Source organism: Maritimibacter dapengensis (genome assembly GCF_019218265.1).
GTDB lineage: Bacteria > Pseudomonadota > Alphaproteobacteria > Rhodobacterales > Rhodobacteraceae > Maritimibacter > Maritimibacter dapengensis.
In genome coordinates, this window is record NZ_JAHUZE010000003.1 from 550,508 (window position 1) to 565,493 (window position 14,986).

Sequence of the window (14,986 nt, forward strand, 5' to 3'; positions counted from 1 at the left end):
TTGACCAGCCCCGCGACACCCACCGGCGTTCTCGAAGCCGCGGTCTATGTCGACGATCTCGACAAGGCCGAGGGTTTCTACGCCGGGGTCGTGGGGCTGGACGTCATCACCCGGCTCGATCCGCGCCACGTGTTCTTCGCCTGCGGGACCAGCGTCGTGCTGGCTTTCGTGGCCGAGGAAACCCTGGTGCCGCCGGGCGAAGATAAACTTCCGGTGCCGCCGCATGGCGCGGTCGGGCCGGGGCATATCTGTTTTTCCGTACCGGGCGAAGACCTGGACGGGTGGGTCGAGCATCTCTCGGCCGAGGGGATTGGTATCGAAAGCGACTTCCACTGGCCGCACGGACCGCGCAGTATCTACGTGCGTGACCCGGCGGGGAATTCGGTGGAATTCGCAGAGCCGAAGCTATGGGGACTTGGGACGTGACAACACCCGTGATCGAGGCGAAAGACCTCGACCTTACATTTCAGACGAACGATGGGCCGGTTCATGCGCTCAAGGGCGTGGACCTCGGGATCGAGAAGGGCGATTTCGTCAGCTTCATCGGCCCGTCCGGTTGCGGCAAGACGACCTTTCTGCGGGTGATCGCGGGGTTGGAGCACGCGACCGGCGGGACCGTCACCGTGAACGGCATGACACCAGACGAGGCGCGCCGGAACCGGGCCTATGGCTACGTGTTTCAGGCCGCGGGTCTTTATCCGTGGCGCACCATCGCGGGCAACATCCGATTGCCGCTCGAAATCATGGGCATCCCGAAATCCGAACATGCCGACCGTGTCCGTCGTGTGCTCGAACTGGTGGACCTTGCCGGATTCGAGAAGAAGTTTCCCTGGCAATTGTCCGGCGGGATGCAGCAGCGGGCGAGTATCGCCCGTGCGCTCGCCTTCGATGCCGACATCCTTCTGATGGACGAGCCCTTCGGTGCGCTGGACGAGATCGTGCGCGACCACCTGAACGAGCAACTTCTGGAACTCTGGGCAAGCACGCAAAAGACTATCGCTTTCGTGACCCACTCGATCCCCGAGGCGGTCTATCTGTCCACGAAGATCGTCGTCATGTCGCCACGTCCGGGGCGGATCACCGACGTGATCGAGTCGCCCCTCCCGAAAGAGCGCCCGCTCGACATCCGCGACACGCCAGAGTTTCTGGAAGTCGCCCACCGTGTGCGTGAGGGGCTGCGCGAAGGGCACAGCTATGACTAGGGGGCGGCAGGGGCAGAGGTCCCGGGTCAGGCCCGGGACGGGTTGGGCCAAGCTGTCCCGCCCCGGCCTTGCGCCGGGGCCTCTTGGAGAACCTCCGCTCAAGGGGCGCGCGGCATGAAAACCATCCTCCCCATTCTCACCGTCGTCGCAGCTATCGTCGCGATCTGGTACGCCGCCGCGATCCCGATGAATGCGCAATGGGCCAAGGATCAGGCGGCTCGCGCCGACACCACCCTGACCACCGGTGAGCTTGTGCTCGACACCTGGTCACAGGAGCGCCCGCGCCTACCTGCCCCGCATCAGGTGCTGTCCGAGCTGTGGGATTCGACCGGAGACATGGCGCTGAACGGGCGGGCGTTCTCGAAACGCTCGCTGATCCTGCATGCCTGGTACACGCTTTCCGCCACGCTCCTCGGGTTCGCGATCGGGACCGGGTTGGGCATCCTGCTTGCGGTCGGGATCGTGCATTCGAAAGCCATGGACATGGGCGTCATGCCCTGGGCCATCGCGTCGCAGACCATCCCCATCCTCGCCATCGCGCCAATGATCATCGTGGTTCTGAACAGCATGGGCATTTCCGGCATCATCCCGAAAGCGATCATCTCGGCCTATCTGAGCTTCTTCCCGGTCGTTGTCGGCATGGTCAAAGGGCTGCGCAGCCCGGCGATGATGGACCTCGACCTGATGCGCACCTATAGCGCCAGCCGGTCGCAGACCTTCTGGAAACTCCGCCTTCCCGCCTCCATGCCCTATCTCTTCGCCTCGCTGAAGGTGGGCATTGCCGCCGCTCTTGTCGGGACCATCGTGGGCGAGCTGCCGACCGGTGCGATCCGGGGTCTGGGCGCTCGGATGCTGTCGGGGAGCTATTACGGCCAGACGATCCAGATCTGGTCGGCGCTCTTCGCCGCCGCGATCCTCGCCGCGCTTCTGGTCGGGATCATCGGGATCATACAGCGCAGGTCGCTCAAACGCATGGGGATGGCGGCATGAGTTGGGGTTGGCTGATCTTCGCGCTCGTCTTCTGGGCCGCCGCCTATGCGCTCAACGTGCGCCTCGCCAATTCGAGCGCTTCGGGCACGCGGGCGGTGGGGCTCGCGGTTCCGATCATCTTCGGCATCACCATTCTTGTCGTCTGGGAAGGGCTGGTGCGCGGGTTGAACGTGCCGCTCGTGATCCTGCCCGCACCCTCTGCGATCTATGCGAAATTCGTGACCTCCGTTCCGACCCTGTGGGAAGATTTCGTGCAGACTTTCATCAAGGGCGCGATGACGGGGTATATCATCGGCTGCGGCGCGGCGTTCATCACAGCGGTCCTGATCGACCGGTCCAAGTTCCTGCAAGCGGGGCTTCTGCCCGTCGGCAATTTCATCGCGGCCCTGCCCATTGTCGGCACTGCGCCGATCCTCGTCATGTGGTTCGGATTCGACTGGGAGTCGAAGGCCGCCGTGGTCGTCGTCATGGTGTTCTTCCCGATGCTGGTGAACACCGTCGAGGGGCTGGCCGCCACAACCGCGATGCAACGTGACCTGATGTCGACCTATCACGCGAGCTATCTACAGACGCTCACGAAACTGCGGCTTCCCGCCGCCATGCCCTTCATCTTCAACGGGCTGAAAATTTCAACAACCCTCGCCCTGATCGGGGCAATCGTCGCCGAGTTTTTCGGCAGTCCGATCAAGGGGATGGGTTTTCGTATTTCCACCGAGGTCGGCAAGCTCGGGCTTGATATGGTCTGGGCGGAAATCGCGGTTGCGGCCATTGCCGGGAGCGCGTTCTACGGCGCGGTTGCGCTGATAGAAAAAGGGGTGACCTTCTGGCACCCGTCACAAAGAGGTTGAGCAAACAATCTTACCAACGGGAGAAAGACCAATGATGAAAACAATGAAAGCGGCCGTCGCCGCACTGGCCCTGACGCCGGCCGCCGCGCTGGCGCAGGATGAGGTCACGCTGCAACTCAAATGGGTGACGCAAGCCCAGTTCGCAGGCTACTACGTGGCCCAGGAACAGGGGTTCTACGAAGAAGAGGGCCTTGACGTCACGATCAAGCCGGGCGGCCCTGACATCGCGCCGGTTCAGGTGCTGATGGGCGGCGGGGCCGACGTGATGGTCGACTGGATGCCCTCCGCACTTGCCGCACGGGAACAGGGCGCGCCGGTCGTGAACATCGCGCAGCCGTTCAAATCGTCGGGCATGATGCTCACCTGTCTCAAGGAAACCGGCATCGAAAGCCCCGACGACTTCGCCGGCAACACGCTGGGCGTCTGGTTCTTCGGGAACGAATACCCGTTTCTGAGCTGGATGAGCACGCTGGGCATCCCGACCGAGGGCGGCGAGGATGGTGTCGAAGTCCTCAAGCAGGGCTTCAACGTCGACCCGCTCCTGCAAAAGCAGGCGGCCTGTATCTCGGTCATGACCTACAACGAGTACTGGCAGATCATCGACGCGGGCATTTCCGAGGATGATCTTGTCACGTTCAAGTATGAGGATCAGGGCGTCGCGACGCTCGAGGACGGTCTCTACGTGCTCGAGGAAAACCTCGCGGATGACGCGTTCAAGGACAAGATGGTGCGCTTCGTGCGGGCTTCGATGAAAGGCTGGAAATGGGCCGAGGAGAACCCGGAAGAGGCCGCGATGATCGTGCTCGACAATGACGAGACCGGCGCACAGACCGAAGAGCATCAGGTCCGCATGATGGGCGAGATCGCCAAGCTGACCGCTGGCTCCGACGGCGCGCTGGACGTGGCGGATTACGACCGCACGGTGGCGACGCTGATGGCGGGCGGCTCCGACCCGGTCATCACGAAAGAGCCGGAAGGCGCCTATACGCTAGAAATCACCGACGCGGCGCTTCAGTAAGCGTTCGTTTGGAAGAACGGAAAGGGCGGCCCTGATGGGCCGCCCTTTTTCATGGCTGGAAGATGTCTTCGATTGACTGGCCGAACACCCGTGCAATGGCGAAGGCGAGCGGCAGACTGGGGTCGTATTTTCCGCGTTCCAGCGCGATCACGGTCTGTCGCGACACCTCGAGCGCCTCTGCGAGCGCGGCCTGCGACCAGCCTTTTTCGGCTCTGAGTTCTTTGATCCGGTTGTTCATGTGTATCGGTACCGTCCGACAAATGTCCCGATCAGCCAGAGCGCGGCCATGATCGGCCAGACCACGAACATCGAAAGCTTCGGCAAGCCGACGCCCTCGAGAAACCCGTAGCCGAACGTGAGGACGGCGGTGCCGAGAAAGGCGAGCGCGAAGGCGTCGAACTGGATCTTGCGTTGCATCTCGTCAAGCCGGTGAAGTGTTGCGATCACCGTCACAACGACATAGGCCGCGCCGATCATCGGCAGTAATGCGAGGGCGGTGTTGCCCACCGTCGGCGCGAAATCTCCGCGCGCATCCAGCGCGCCTTGGGACAGGATCAGCAGCCCCGCATATAGCGCGAGACCGATCGTCAAATGAATGAACATGCGTCGCATGGGACCTCCTTTTGTAAAGTGTCCTTTACATATGGGGAGAGGCCGCAGAGTGTCAAGGGTGCTTTACATTTGCCCAGCGCGGCGCGTGCCCAATCCCTCGAGTATCGGACACTCCGGCCTGTCGTCGCCGTGACAGCAGTGGACGAGATGGGCGAGGGCGTCGCGCATCGCAGTGAGGTCCGCAATCTTCGCTTCGATTTCCGCCAGATGGCCTTCGGCCACCTTCTTCACTTCACCCGAAGCGCGGGACTTGTCCTGATAGAGGGCAAGCAATTTGCGGCAATCGTCGATCGAGAATCCCAGCGCACGGGACCGCGCGAGGAACGTGAGGTTGTGCACGTCCACGTCCGAGAAATCGCGATAGCCATTCGCGCCCCGATCCGGTTTCACGAGGTCGATATCCTCGTAATACCGGATCGTCTTGGGGGGCAGGCCAGAAGCCTGTGCGGCGTCGGAAATGTTCATGTCGGTACCTTCACGAAGCGAAGACGAAGGGCGTTCGTCAGCACGAAGACCGAAGACATCGCCATGGCGAAGGCCCCCAGCATCGGCGAGAGCAACACGCCCAGCAACGGATAAAGCGCACCGGCGGCGACCGGGATCAGCACGACGTTGTAGCCGAAGGCCCAGAACAGGTTCTGCCGGATGTTGCGCATGGTCTGGCGGCTGAGGTGGAACGCGGTCGTGACGCCGGACAATTCGCCGGATACGAGCACCGCGTCCGCCGCGCCAATGGCCACGTCCGTGCCGGTCCCGATGGCAAGGCCGACATCGGCTGCCGCCAGTGCAGGCGCGTCGTTGATCCCGTCGCCCACGAAAGCGGTCGTGCCGTGGGCGTCGCGCAGTGCCTCGATCGCCTTGACCTTGCCGCGCGGCAACACTTCGGCGGTGACATGGTCGATGCCGAGACGCTTCGCGATGGCCTCTGCCGTTCCCTTGGCGTCACCGGTAATCATCGCCACCTCCAGCCCCATGCGGTGCAGGGTGGCAATGGCGGCTGGCGTCGTCTCCTTGATCGGGTCTTCCACCGCGAGAGCGGCGGCAAGCGCACCGTCGATGGCAACGTAAAGCGGCGTTTTGCCGAGGTCGGCGAGCTTCGCTGCCGTCTCGGCGAGCGGCGCGGTGTCGATCTTTTCGCGGGACATGAGCCGTTCGGCCCCGATCAGCACCGCGTGGCCTTCGACGTCGGCTTTCAGCCCGAAGCCGGGCAGGGCACGGAAATCTGTCGGCGCGGGGGCGGTCAATCCACGTGCTGCGGCGCCGCGCTCGATGGCGCGGGCGATGGGGTGTTCGGACTGAGACTCGGCGGACGCCGCGAGGCGCAGCACGTCCGTCTCATCCGCATCATGTGTCACGATGTCGGTGAGTTCCGGCTGTCCCTGGGTAAGCGTGCCGGTCTTGTCGAAGGCCACGACCCTGACGCCTTCAAGCTTTTGCAGCGCATCGCCCTGACGGAACAGAACACCCAGCTCCGCGCCCCGCCCGGTGCCGACCATGATCGAGGTCGGGGTGGCGAGGCCCATGGCGCAGGGGCAGGCGATGATGAGCACCGCGACGCCCGCAACGAGGGCGAGCGACAAGGCAGGGTCGGGGCCTAAAATGAGCCAGATCGCGACCGTCAGGACGGCGATGGACATCACCACGGGCACGAAAATACGCGTGATCCTGTCTACCAGAGACTGGATCGGGAGTTTCGCGCCCTGCGCCTGCTCGACCAATCGCACGATCTGTGCCAGCACCGTGTCGGCACCGACGCGCGTCGCCGTGATGCGGAGCGCGCCGGTGGTGTTGACCGTGCCGCCGGTCACAGCGTCGCCCGGCGATTTCTCGACCGGAACGGGCTCGCCCGTGACCATGCTTTCATCGACATAAGAGGTTCCCGAAAGCACCTCGCCATCGACCGCGATGGACTCGCCGGGGCGGGTGAGGATCACGTCGCCCGGTGCGATCTCGGACGTCGGGATTTCGCGGGTCTCACCGTCGCGTTCCACCATTGCGGTCTTGGGTGCGAGGTTCATGAGCGCGCGGATCGCTTCGCCGGTGCGCCCCTTGGCGCGGGCTTCCATCCAGCGGCCAAAGAGGATCAGGGTCACGATCACCGCTGCGCTCTCGAAATAGACATTCGCGGTGCCAGCCGGGAAAATGGCCGGCACGAAGGTCGCTAACGTCGAGTAGCCAAACGCGGCGAGCGTGCCGACGGCGACGAGCGAATTCATGTCGGGCGTGCCGCGCAGAAGCTGCGGGATACCTTTGGTATAGAACCGGCGACCGGGACCGACGAGCACGACGAGGGTCAGAAGGAACTGCCCGATGCGCGAGGTCTGCATCCCGATGGTGGCGTGGACCCAATCGTGAAATGCGGGGATCAGGTGGCCTCCCATCTCGACCACGAACACCGGCAGCGTCAGGAGCGCGGCAAGGATGGTGAGCCGGGCGAGCCGGGCCGTTTCGGCTTCTTTGCGGGCGTCGAGGTCAAGCGTCCCGCCCGACCGCAACTCGGCGGGATAGCCGGTGTCCGTGACGACCTGCGCGATCTCCGAGGGGCGCAATGCCCCCGCTGCGAAGGTCACGCGGGCGGAGTCACTGGCAGGGTTTGCGGAGGCGGATATGACCCCGGGGCGCGACAGGAGCGCGCTCTCCACCGCCGATACAGCGGCGGCGTCGACCAGGCCCTCGACATGCAGATCGACTTCGTCGGTCACGACAGGGTAGCCCGCTTTCGCGAGCGCCGCGGCGGTTTCGGCGAGATGCGCGGGGTCGTCAATGTCGAACCGCGCGGTTTCTCCCGCGAGGTTGACGGACGGCCCGGAAACGTAGGGCAGTTCCCCCAATGCGTCCTCGACCCGCGCGACGCAGGCGGCGCAGGTCATTCCTTCGACTTTCACGGTCATGTCGGTCATTGCGAGTCTCCTTCGCGACACTACATAGGGCTTCCAGTCACTGGAAGGTCAAGAGGCCGCGGTTCAGATCGCCGAAACACAGTTGACGAAACCCGCGAGACGGCCCAAGTCGGAGCGAGAGAAGGAGATCGTAATGACCCGTTTTTCTGTTCCCGACATGTCCTGTGGTCACTGCAAGGCCAAGATCGAAGACGCCGTTCTCGACGCTGACGAGGGCGCCGTCATGGAGTTTGACTTCGAAAAGCGTGAGGTCGAGGTGGACAGCACGCTCGACCCCGTTGCGCTGGAAGCCGCGATCAAGGGCGCAGGTTTTTCGCCCCGCGCGGCCTGACTTTTCGCGCCACCGATGCTCGGCTAGTCTCTGGTTCAAGGGAAACAGGGTGACGGCATGGTGAAACGTCCCGGACTGGCAGTCTATCTCGCGGCGCAGAAACTGCGCGGCAGGGCGCGTGCACGTGCGCGGCTCGACAAGGGCGTGGCCGCGGGCGTCGAGGATGCCGACCGCGGTTTCGAACGGCTTGGCCGCAGTGAAGTGCCGCGCCCGGACGGACCGCTCGTCTGGCTTCATGCCGGCAATGAGGGCGAGGCCCTGGGGTTCCCGGAACTCATCGACCGGTTGCTCGAGGAGCGCGACGATCTGAACGTTCTGGTCACGACCGCCGCGCATGATCCGACGCATCCGCTCGAAGCGCGGCTTCCAAGCTCCGTGATCCTGCAATATGCGCCCTACGACTATGCCTCGGGGGCCGAAGCGTTTCTGGCGCATTGGCAGCCGGACCTGTGCCTTTGGTCGGAAAACCGGTTTGAGCCGGGGCTGATCGACGGAGCGGCGCGGCGCGGGTGCGAATTGATCCTGATGGATGCGCGCGTGCCGGACCGGACCGGCGTTCGGTGGGTCCGTGGCATCCGCCGCAGCACGTTGCACCATTTCCGGCATGTCCTTGCCGGAGACGACAACGCCGCAAAAGGGCTTCAGGCGCTCGGGGTCGACCCGGACAAGATCGAGATGACAGGGTTCTTGCAGGAGGGGATCGCGCCTTTGCCGTGCTCGCAGGCAGAGCGAGACATGCTTGCCGAAGAGCTGGCCGCGCGTCCCGTCTGGCTGGCCGCTTGCGTCAGCGGTGACGAAATCAGGATGGTCGAGATGGTGCACCAGCGCGTCATCCGTCGATCGCACCGGCTTCTGTTGATCCTCGTGCCGGAGGACAAGAGCAAGGGGCCGGAAATCGCGACCGCGTTGAAAGATGCGGGATGGGTCGTCGGGCTGAGATCGGTCGAGGACGAACCCGAGCCGGAGGTCGAGATTTTCGTGGCGGACATGCCCGATGAAATGGGTCTGTGGTATCGGCTCGCGCCTGTTTCGTTCATGGGCGGCACTTTTTCGGGTGGACCGGTGCGCAACCCATACGAGGCGGCCGCGCTGGGCTCGGCGGTGTTGTTCGGGCCGGCGCATGGGCCCTGGGGCGAAAGTTACGGGCGGTTGCAGGATGCGGGCGCGGCGCGGTCCGTCGTGGATCAGGAAAGCCTTGCCTGGTCGCTGGAGCTGCTGCTGTCCCCGGAAAAGGTCGCCGAAATGGCGGCAGCGGCCTGGGAAGTCACGACGAACGGGGCGGAAGCGACGGATCGGGTCGTGGAACTCGCGATCGAGGCGCTGGATCGGAAAGGCGTTTGATGCGCGGACCTGTCGCCTGGCTGTCGCGGTTGTCCGCGCGGCGCGCCATATCGCGGCCCGCACCTCTGCCGGTCGTGGCGGTCGGCAGTCTTTCGACCGGCGGCACCGGCAAGACGCCGACAGTGATCGCGCTTGCACAACGGCTCGCCGGGCAGGGGCGCGAGGTTCATGTCGTGACACGCGGCGATGGTGCTGCCGTGAGGATCAATGAACGCGAGCACAGGGCCGAGGAGGTTGGCGACGAACCGCTGCTGATCGCGGCTTTTTCCCCGACATGGACTGCGCTTGACGCGCTGGAGGGCATCAACGCCGCAAAAGCCGCCGGTGCCGAGGTCGTGGTTCTTGACGGAGGCGTTCCGGACGGCACGGTTTCCGCGACGCTCAACATCCTGGTCGAGGACGCGGTGCGCGGGTTCGGAAACGGTCGTGTGCGCCCCTTCGGTCCTCTCAAGACGAGCCTGCAACAGGGTCTAACTCATGCCGATTTGCTGATTTCCATTGGCCCGAAACAGGCGCAGGAACGGTTCGCTGCCTCTGTCGAAACAGGCATCGCCCAATCCTTTGGGAGACTTGTGCCGCTTCAGACAGGGATGACGTGGTCCGGGATGCGGGTCTATGCCTTCGCGGGGATCGGGGTCCCGGAACGATTTTTCGCAACTCTGCATGACGCCGGGGCCGAGATTGTCGCCCGCCATGCGCTGACCGACCATCAAGAGCTGACCGCCGCGCTCATGACCCGCATGGAGCGCGAAGCCTGGGCGCTGGGCGCGCAGATGGTGACGACGGAAAAGGATGCTGTCCGGCTGCCGACAGACATGCGGCGCAAGGTGCTCGTCCTGCCGGTGAGGATGGAGCTGGATGACTGGGCGCCCGTGGACGCCCAGCTCTTGTCGCTTTTCGACCCGGCTTAGCTTTCGACAAGCCCGTCGAGGATTTCCGTCAGGTCCTCATAGGTCATGTTCGAGTATTTCTCGCCGTTGATGATGAGTGTCGGGGTGCCTTCGACCTCGTCCGCGCTGGCATTGGTCTGGAACGCCGCGATCATCGCTTTCTGCTTCTCTTCATCGGCCAGACAGGCGCCGATTTCATCCTCGGACAGGCCCGCGACCTTGCCGATCTTGGTCAGGTTCTCGGTGATCTCGTCCGGCTGGCCGGAGCCGATCCAGTCTTCCTGACCCGAATAGATCATGTCGGCGATGCCAAAATACCGGTCTTCCCCGCCACAGCGCGCGATCTGTGCGGCCATGAGGCCGAAACGGTCGAAATAGACTTCGCGGTGCACGAACTGCACCTTGCCGGTGTCGATGTAGTCAGTCTTCAGGTCTTCGAACACGCGCTCGTGGAAGTCCGCGCAATGCGGGCAGGTGAACGACGCGTATTCGATCAGCGTGACCGGCGCGTCTTCCTCGCCCAGCGTCATGTCGGGGGCGAGCTCCATGTTCGCGTCCTGCGCAACGGCGGGGCTGATCGGGGAAATCGCGGTTTGCGACGTGGTCTGGTTGGTGGCGAGCCACGCACCGCCGCCGATGACGACTGCTGCGCCGAGCGCGATTGGGATGAGCTTGTTCATGATGTCTGCCTCATGTTTTCGATGCATTTCGGGTGTAGACGTTCGCAGCCAACGCTTCCAGCGCGGCCCGAAGCCTGTCGTCCTGCACGCCCTCTGTGGTGGCGTGCGCCTTGGTTTGAATCTCGGGGTCTGGTGCCTTTTCGGCTTCCCGCTCGCGCGGCTGGAATTGGGCCTGTCCCTCCGAGAACCCGGTCGGAGCCGTCTGCGTCAGACGGATACGCGAAATCGCGGCGTAGCCGTAGACGGCATTCACCTTTTCGCGGATCTGTTCCTTCTGCATTTCCAGCATCGGCGCGTTGGCCCCTGTCGTCAGAAGCGTCAGGGTCGCGCCGAAGCCGCCGCGGCCATAGGAGACCTCGACCGGGCGGCAGATTTGCGCCACCGCGTCGCCCGCGACCTCGTGCCAATGGGTGATGAGCCGCGACACCGCGAAGCCACGCGACTCGCCAGCTTTGCGAATCCGCGCGCCCAACATTTTGCTGGTCCGTTCGAAACCGCGCATATGGCGGTCCTTTTTGGTCCAAGTGTCGCTCACTGGCGTCTCCCTATCGAGGCAGATACTAACCATTGGGCGCGGGCCGCGCCATGGGCAACCAAGTTACAGGGGCTGACAGATGCGTGACGGGCAAGTGATGGCCGACGAACTCCTCGATTGGTACGACCGCCATGCGCGCGTCATGCCATGGCGCGTGGGGCCGCGGGACCGCGCGTCGGGGATTGCGCCCGACCCGTATGCGGTATGGCTGTCCGAAGTGATGCTGCAACAGACGACTGTTGCCGCCGTGCGAGACTATTTCACCCGCTTTCTGGCGCTTTGGCCGAGTGTCCATGACCTTGCCGCCGCCGAGGATGCCCGCGTCATGGGGGAATGGGCAGGGCTTGGCTATTACGCGCGGGCGCGGAACCTGTTGAAATGCGCGCGGGTGGTGTCGGGCGAGTTGGACGGCGTGTTTCCCGACACGTTGGAGGGGCTCATGGCGCTGCCGGGTATCGGCCCCTACACGGCGGCGGCCATCGCGGCCATCGCCTTCGGTCGGCCCGAGACCGTGGTGGACGGCAACGTGGAACGCGTCATGGCGCGTCTGTTCGCGATCACCGACCCGATGCCGGGATCCAAGCCGGCGTTGCGCGAGGCGGCCGCGACGCTGACGCCCAATCTGCGCCCCGGTGATTATGCGCAGGCGGTCATGGACCTCGGTGCCACGATCTGCACGCCGAAATCGCCTGCCTGCGGCATTTGCCCGTGGCGGGACGACTGCGCAGGACGGGCCGAGGGGATCGCCGCCGAATTGCCGCGCCGAGAGGCGAAGAAGCCCAAGCCTTTACGTGTCGGCATCGCCTATGTCGGGCGGCGCGAAGACGGTGCTTGGCTGGTCGAAACCCGGCCCGAGCGGGGGCTTCTTGGTGGGATGCTCGGCTGGCCCGGCGCGGACTGGGGAGAGGTTGCGATCGAAGCGCCGCCGGTCGACGCGGATTGGCGGGACGTAGGCGAGGACGTGCGCCACACCTTCACCCATTTCCATTTGCGTCTGGACCTGCGGGTCGCACGGCTGCCGATGGATTGCGTGCCGGAGCGCGGCCATTTCGCGCCGAAGCTCGCGCCGTCCGATCTCCCCACGGTTATGCGCAAAGCCTTCGATCTCGCGCGCTCTGCGCTGGATTGACCCATCCCGTTGCCTGCATGAAAGGCGACGTCTAAAGTCGCGCCGAGGGGCAAGGAGCACCGGCATGATTTCCGCCGACCACGTCAGACAGTTCCGCCATGCGGCACCCTTCTGGCTGTCCCTCGCCGTTATCCCGCTCGTCATCCTGTCCGCTACCTACGGTGGCTGGGCGATCATCCTTCCGGTCGCGGGCACATGGTGGGCGTTCTCCGCGCTCGACGCGGTGTTGGGGCGATATTCCGAGAACCCGGACCTCGAGACGCCGGACGATGCGCTGATCTGGTACAAGCTGATCACGTGGATCTGGCTGCCAGTGCAGGTCGTCACGCTTTACGGCATGATCGCCTATGTGCCGGGGGCCGATCACCTCACCCTGGCCGAGAAATTCGGCGTGTTTCTTGGGGTTGGTGTCATGTCGGGGTCCATCGGCATCGTCTATGCCCATGAGCTACTGCACCAGCGCAATGCCTTCGAGCGATGGCTCGGCGACCTGCTCCTCGCAACTGTGCTCTATTCGCATTTCCGCACGGAGCATTTGCTGGTTCACCACCCGTGGGTCGGCACGCGGCGCGACGCTGTGACGGCCCGCTACAACGAGGGGTTTCATCGGTACTTCCTGCGGGTGTTGCGCGAAGGCCCGGTGAGCGCTTGGAGGGCAGAGAAGGCTTTATTGGCCCGGCGCGATTTGTCGGTGTTCGACGTGGCCAACCCGTTCTGGCGCTATGCGGCGCTACAGGGGATTGCGATTCTGCTTGCGCTTCTCACCGGCGGGTGGCTCGGCCTTGCGCTGTTTCTGTTTCAGGCGCTGATGGCGGTCTGGCAGTTGGAGCTGACCAATTACGTCGAGCATTACGGGCTGACACGCAAATACCTCGGAGACGGGAAATACGAGCCTGTCCGCCCGCATCATAGCTGGAACGCCGATCACCGCGCGACCAACTGGTTGTTCATCAACCTGCAACGTCATTCCGATCACCACTACAAGCCCGCGCGCCGTTTCCCGTTGTTGCAGACGTACGAGGAAGCGACCGCGCCGCAGCTGCCTTACGGCTATGCCCTGATGGGCTGGGTCGCGATGGTGCCGCCGCTCTGGCGGCGGATGATGAACCCGAAAGTGCGAAAATGGCGGGCGGATTATTATCCCGAGATTTTGGATTGGGAGCCTTACAAGCGTGGGGAATTCCCCGTGCCGCAGGTGCGGTGAGGGTGTGAGAACCGGATCGCCGGACATGCAACCGAAAAAAAGCCCCGCCATGAGGCGGGGCTGAAGTGGTGCCGCAGCGCTTGGCCGCTGGCACAGGCGGTACTTCGTGTCGGGGTCGCCCCCGAAATTCTAGTCGTGCATTTCGGCGCGGATCTGTTGGCGGAGCACGTCGATCGACACGGTTTTGCCGTCGCGTTTGAACTGCCAGTAGGTCCAGCCATTGCAGGAGGGCGCGCTTTCCAGGGCTGCGCCGACCTGATGGATCGAACCGCGCGCTTCGCCCGAGATCAACGTTCCGTCGGCGCGGACCTTGGCGATCTGGCCGCGGGGCGAGATCAGGCTCTCACCTGGGCGCAGCATGCCTCGTTCGACGAGCTGGCCGAACGGCACACGCGGCTGAGCGCGTTTCGGGGTCGTCGTGGCAAGCGCCTCGCGGTCGAACTTGCGGACACGGGACAGCCGTTCCGCGGCGACCTTGCGGTACGCCTCTTCGCGTTCGATGCCGATGAACTCACGGCCAAGCATCTTCGCGACAGCGCCCGTCGTGCCGGTGCCGAAAAACGGGTCGAGCACCACGTCGCCGGGGTTGGTCGTGCCGATCAGCACGCGGTGCAGGAGCGCTTCGGGCTTCTGCGTCGGGTGGGCCTTTTCGCCGTCGCCGTTCTTGAGCCGCTCGCCGCCATTGCAGATCGGAAGCACCCAGTCCGAGCGCATCTGGATGCCCTCGTTGAGCTCCTTGAGCGCCTCGTAATTGAAGGTCGGTTTCGCGTCTTCCGACTTCGACGCCCAGATCAGCGTTTCATGCGCGTTGGTGAGCCGTTTGCCCCGGAAATTCGGCATCGGGTTCGACTTGCGCCAGATCACGTCGTTCAAAATCCAGTAGCCCTGGTTCTGAAGCTCTGCGCCCATGCGGAACACGTTGTGGTAAGAGCCGATCACCCAGATCGCGCCATCGGGCTTCAGCAGACGCCGCGCGGCCTTGAGCCATTCGCGGGTGAAATCGTCATAGACCTTGAAGCTCGCGAATTGGTCCCAGTGGTCGTCGACCGCGTCGACCTTGGAATTGTCCGGGCGATGAAGGTCGCCTTTGAGCTGAAGGTTGTAGGGCGGGTCCGCGAAGATCAGGTCGATGGAGCCTTCCGGAAGGCTGTTCATGACCTCGATGCAGTCACCGTCAAGGATTTGATTCACAGGAAGCCCATTCGCTTCCGAAGCGTTTGATTTCGTCATCGCGTCTGCCTCTATCCCCGGGCCGTTATCGGCCTCGTCGTTGTGGATAAGTTTGAGTCAGCGGCGATTCGCAGTC

The 14,986-nt window shown here is 64.0% G+C and carries 17 protein-coding genes; 10 read left to right on the forward strand and 7 right to left on the reverse strand.

Annotated elements, in window-relative coordinates; all coding sequences use genetic code 11:
- The 5 genes from KJP28_RS14870 to KJP28_RS14890 all read left to right on the forward strand — a co-directional run bounded on the left by KJP28_RS14870 (window position 1) and on the right by KJP28_RS14890 (window position 4,058).
- Window positions 1–426: a VOC family protein gene (locus KJP28_RS14870; RefSeq protein WP_218393399.1), complete on the forward strand. Its 426-nt coding sequence runs from the start codon at window positions 1–3 to the stop codon at window positions 424–426.
- Window positions 408–1,202 (forward strand): ABC transporter ATP-binding protein, encoded by a 795-nt coding sequence (locus tag KJP28_RS14875; protein ID WP_218393400.1) that lies wholly within the window; start codon window positions 408–410, stop codon window positions 1,200–1,202. The genes KJP28_RS14870 and KJP28_RS14875 overlap by 19 nt, the downstream gene beginning before the upstream one ends.
- Before the next feature lie 114 nt (window positions 1,203–1,316).
- Complete coding sequence (locus KJP28_RS14880) at window positions 1,317–2,192, forward strand: ABC transporter permease (RefSeq protein ID WP_218393401.1); 876 nt, start codon at window positions 1,317–1,319, stop codon at window positions 2,190–2,192.
- Window positions 2,189–3,040 (forward strand): ABC transporter permease, encoded by an 852-nt coding sequence (locus KJP28_RS14885; RefSeq protein WP_218393402.1) that lies wholly within the window; start codon window positions 2,189–2,191, stop codon window positions 3,038–3,040. The genes KJP28_RS14880 and KJP28_RS14885 overlap by 4 nt, the downstream gene beginning before the upstream one ends.
- A gap of 31 nt (window positions 3,041–3,071) precedes the next feature.
- Entirely contained in the window at window positions 3,072–4,058 is a 987-nt protein-coding gene (locus KJP28_RS14890; RefSeq protein ID WP_418887935.1) for an ABC transporter substrate-binding protein, read from the forward strand.
- A 49-nt stretch (window positions 4,059–4,107) separates the two neighbouring features.
- Here the strand turns inward: KJP28_RS14890 and KJP28_RS14895 are convergent, their stop codons facing one another.
- The 4 genes from KJP28_RS14895 to KJP28_RS14910 all read right to left on the reverse strand — a co-directional run bounded on the left by KJP28_RS14895 (window position 4,108) and on the right by KJP28_RS14910 (window position 7,570).
- The gene (locus KJP28_RS14895) at window positions 4,108–4,296 is read right to left on the reverse strand and encodes a helix-turn-helix transcriptional regulator (RefSeq protein WP_218393403.1); all 189 of its coding nucleotides are present in this window, start codon (window positions 4,294–4,296) and stop codon (window positions 4,108–4,110) included.
- The gene (locus KJP28_RS14900) at window positions 4,293–4,670 is read right to left on the reverse strand and encodes a hypothetical protein (protein ID WP_218393404.1); all 378 of its coding nucleotides are present in this window, start codon (window positions 4,668–4,670) and stop codon (window positions 4,293–4,295) included. The genes KJP28_RS14895 and KJP28_RS14900 overlap by 4 nt, the downstream gene beginning before the upstream one ends.
- A 63-nt stretch (window positions 4,671–4,733) precedes the next feature.
- Window positions 4,734–5,135 carry a Cu(I)-responsive transcriptional regulator gene (cueR, locus tag KJP28_RS14905; protein WP_218393405.1) on the reverse strand — a complete coding sequence of 134 codons (402 nt, stop codon included), beginning with the start codon at window positions 5,133–5,135 and terminating at the stop codon, window positions 4,734–4,736.
- Window positions 5,132–7,570 carry a heavy metal translocating P-type ATPase gene (locus KJP28_RS14910; protein ID WP_218393406.1) on the reverse strand — a complete coding sequence of 813 codons (2,439 nt, stop codon included), beginning with the start codon at window positions 7,568–7,570 and terminating at the stop codon, window positions 5,132–5,134. Before KJP28_RS14910 ends, cueR begins: the two co-directional genes overlap by 4 nt.
- A 133-nt stretch (window positions 7,571–7,703) precedes the next feature.
- On the opposite strand from KJP28_RS14910, the gene KJP28_RS14915 reads away from it, so the two are divergent.
- The 3 genes from KJP28_RS14915 to lpxK are packed head-to-tail and all read left to right on the forward strand — an operon-like array spanning window position 7,704 to window position 10,153.
- Window positions 7,704–7,901 (forward strand): heavy-metal-associated domain-containing protein, encoded by a 198-nt coding sequence (locus KJP28_RS14915; protein WP_218393407.1) that lies wholly within the window; start codon window positions 7,704–7,706, stop codon window positions 7,899–7,901.
- Between the two features lie 57 nt (window positions 7,902–7,958).
- Complete coding sequence (locus KJP28_RS14920; protein WP_218393408.1) at window positions 7,959–9,242, forward strand: 3-deoxy-D-manno-octulosonic acid transferase; 1,284 nt, start codon at window positions 7,959–7,961, stop codon at window positions 9,240–9,242.
- Window positions 9,242–10,153 carry a tetraacyldisaccharide 4'-kinase gene (gene lpxK, locus KJP28_RS14925; RefSeq protein WP_218393409.1) on the forward strand — a complete coding sequence of 304 codons (912 nt, stop codon included), beginning with the start codon at window positions 9,242–9,244 and terminating at the stop codon, window positions 10,151–10,153. Before KJP28_RS14920 ends, lpxK begins: the two co-directional genes overlap by 1 nt.
- Here the strand turns inward: lpxK and KJP28_RS14930 are convergent.
- Window positions 10,150–10,812, reverse strand: coding sequence for a DsbA family protein (locus KJP28_RS14930; protein ID WP_218393410.1), 663 nt, complete (start codon window positions 10,810–10,812; stop codon window positions 10,150–10,152). The two genes, lpxK and KJP28_RS14930, sit on opposite strands and share 4 nt — an antisense overlap.
- 10 nt (window positions 10,813–10,822) lie before the next feature.
- Window positions 10,823–11,314 carry a DUF721 domain-containing protein gene (locus tag KJP28_RS14935; RefSeq protein ID WP_218393475.1) on the reverse strand — a complete coding sequence of 164 codons (492 nt, stop codon included), beginning with the start codon at window positions 11,312–11,314 and terminating at the stop codon, window positions 10,823–10,825.
- Between the two features lie 112 nt (window positions 11,315–11,426).
- Between KJP28_RS14935 and mutY the strand changes: the two genes are divergently transcribed.
- Window positions 11,427–12,476, forward strand: coding sequence for an A/G-specific adenine glycosylase (gene mutY, locus KJP28_RS14940; RefSeq protein WP_218393411.1), 1,050 nt, complete (start codon window positions 11,427–11,429; stop codon window positions 12,474–12,476).
- Between the two features lie 64 nt (window positions 12,477–12,540).
- A complete protein-coding gene (locus KJP28_RS14945; protein ID WP_218393412.1) occupies window positions 12,541–13,680 on the forward strand; it encodes an alkane 1-monooxygenase in 1,140 nt (379 codons plus the stop codon).
- A 129-nt stretch (window positions 13,681–13,809) separates the two neighbouring features.
- On the opposite strand, the gene KJP28_RS14950 is transcribed toward KJP28_RS14945, so the two are convergent.
- The gene (locus KJP28_RS14950; RefSeq protein WP_218393413.1) at window positions 13,810–14,910 is read right to left on the reverse strand and encodes a site-specific DNA-methyltransferase; all 1,101 of its coding nucleotides are present in this window, start codon (window positions 14,908–14,910) and stop codon (window positions 13,810–13,812) included.
- Window positions 14,911–14,986: the final 76 nt, after the last annotated feature.

Coding starts and splice junctions, on each gene's coding strand:
- KJP28_RS14875 (WP_218393400.1), top strand. CDS start 408: ATGGGGACTTGGGACGTGACAACACCCGTGATCGAGGCGAAAGACCTC.
- KJP28_RS14880 (WP_218393401.1), top strand. CDS start 1,317: ATGAAAACCATCCTCCCCATTCTCACCGTCGTCGCAGCTATCGTCGCG.
- KJP28_RS14885 (WP_218393402.1), top strand. CDS start 2,189: ATGAGTTGGGGTTGGCTGATCTTCGCGCTCGTCTTCTGGGCCGCCGCC.
- KJP28_RS14890 (WP_418887935.1), top strand. CDS start 3,072: ATGATGAAAACAATGAAAGCGGCCGTCGCCGCACTGGCCCTGACGCCG.
- KJP28_RS14895 (WP_218393403.1), bottom strand. CDS start 4,296: ATGAACAACCGGATCAAAGAACTCAGAGCCGAAAAAGGCTGGTCGCAG.
- KJP28_RS14900 (WP_218393404.1), bottom strand. CDS start 4,670: ATGCGACGCATGTTCATTCATTTGACGATCGGTCTCGCGCTATATGCG.
- cueR (WP_218393405.1), bottom strand. CDS start 5,135: ATGAACATTTCCGACGCCGCACAGGCTTCTGGCCTGCCCCCCAAGACG.
- KJP28_RS14910 (WP_218393406.1), bottom strand. CDS start 7,570: ATGACCGACATGACCGTGAAAGTCGAAGGAATGACCTGCGCCGCCTGC.
- KJP28_RS14915 (WP_218393407.1), top strand. CDS start 7,704: ATGACCCGTTTTTCTGTTCCCGACATGTCCTGTGGTCACTGCAAGGCC.
- KJP28_RS14920 (WP_218393408.1), top strand. CDS start 7,959: ATGGTGAAACGTCCCGGACTGGCAGTCTATCTCGCGGCGCAGAAACTG.
- lpxK (WP_218393409.1), top strand. CDS start 9,242: ATGCGCGGACCTGTCGCCTGGCTGTCGCGGTTGTCCGCGCGGCGCGCC.
- KJP28_RS14930 (WP_218393410.1), bottom strand. CDS start 10,812: ATGAACAAGCTCATCCCAATCGCGCTCGGCGCAGCAGTCGTCATCGGC.
- KJP28_RS14935 (WP_218393475.1), bottom strand. CDS start 11,314: ATGCGCGGTTTCGAACGGACCAGCAAAATGTTGGGCGCGCGGATTCGC.
- mutY (WP_218393411.1), top strand. CDS start 11,427: ATGCGTGACGGGCAAGTGATGGCCGACGAACTCCTCGATTGGTACGAC.
- KJP28_RS14945 (WP_218393412.1), top strand. CDS start 12,541: ATGATTTCCGCCGACCACGTCAGACAGTTCCGCCATGCGGCACCCTTC.
- KJP28_RS14950 (WP_218393413.1), bottom strand. CDS start 14,910: ATGACGAAATCAAACGCTTCGGAAGCGAATGGGCTTCCTGTGAATCAA.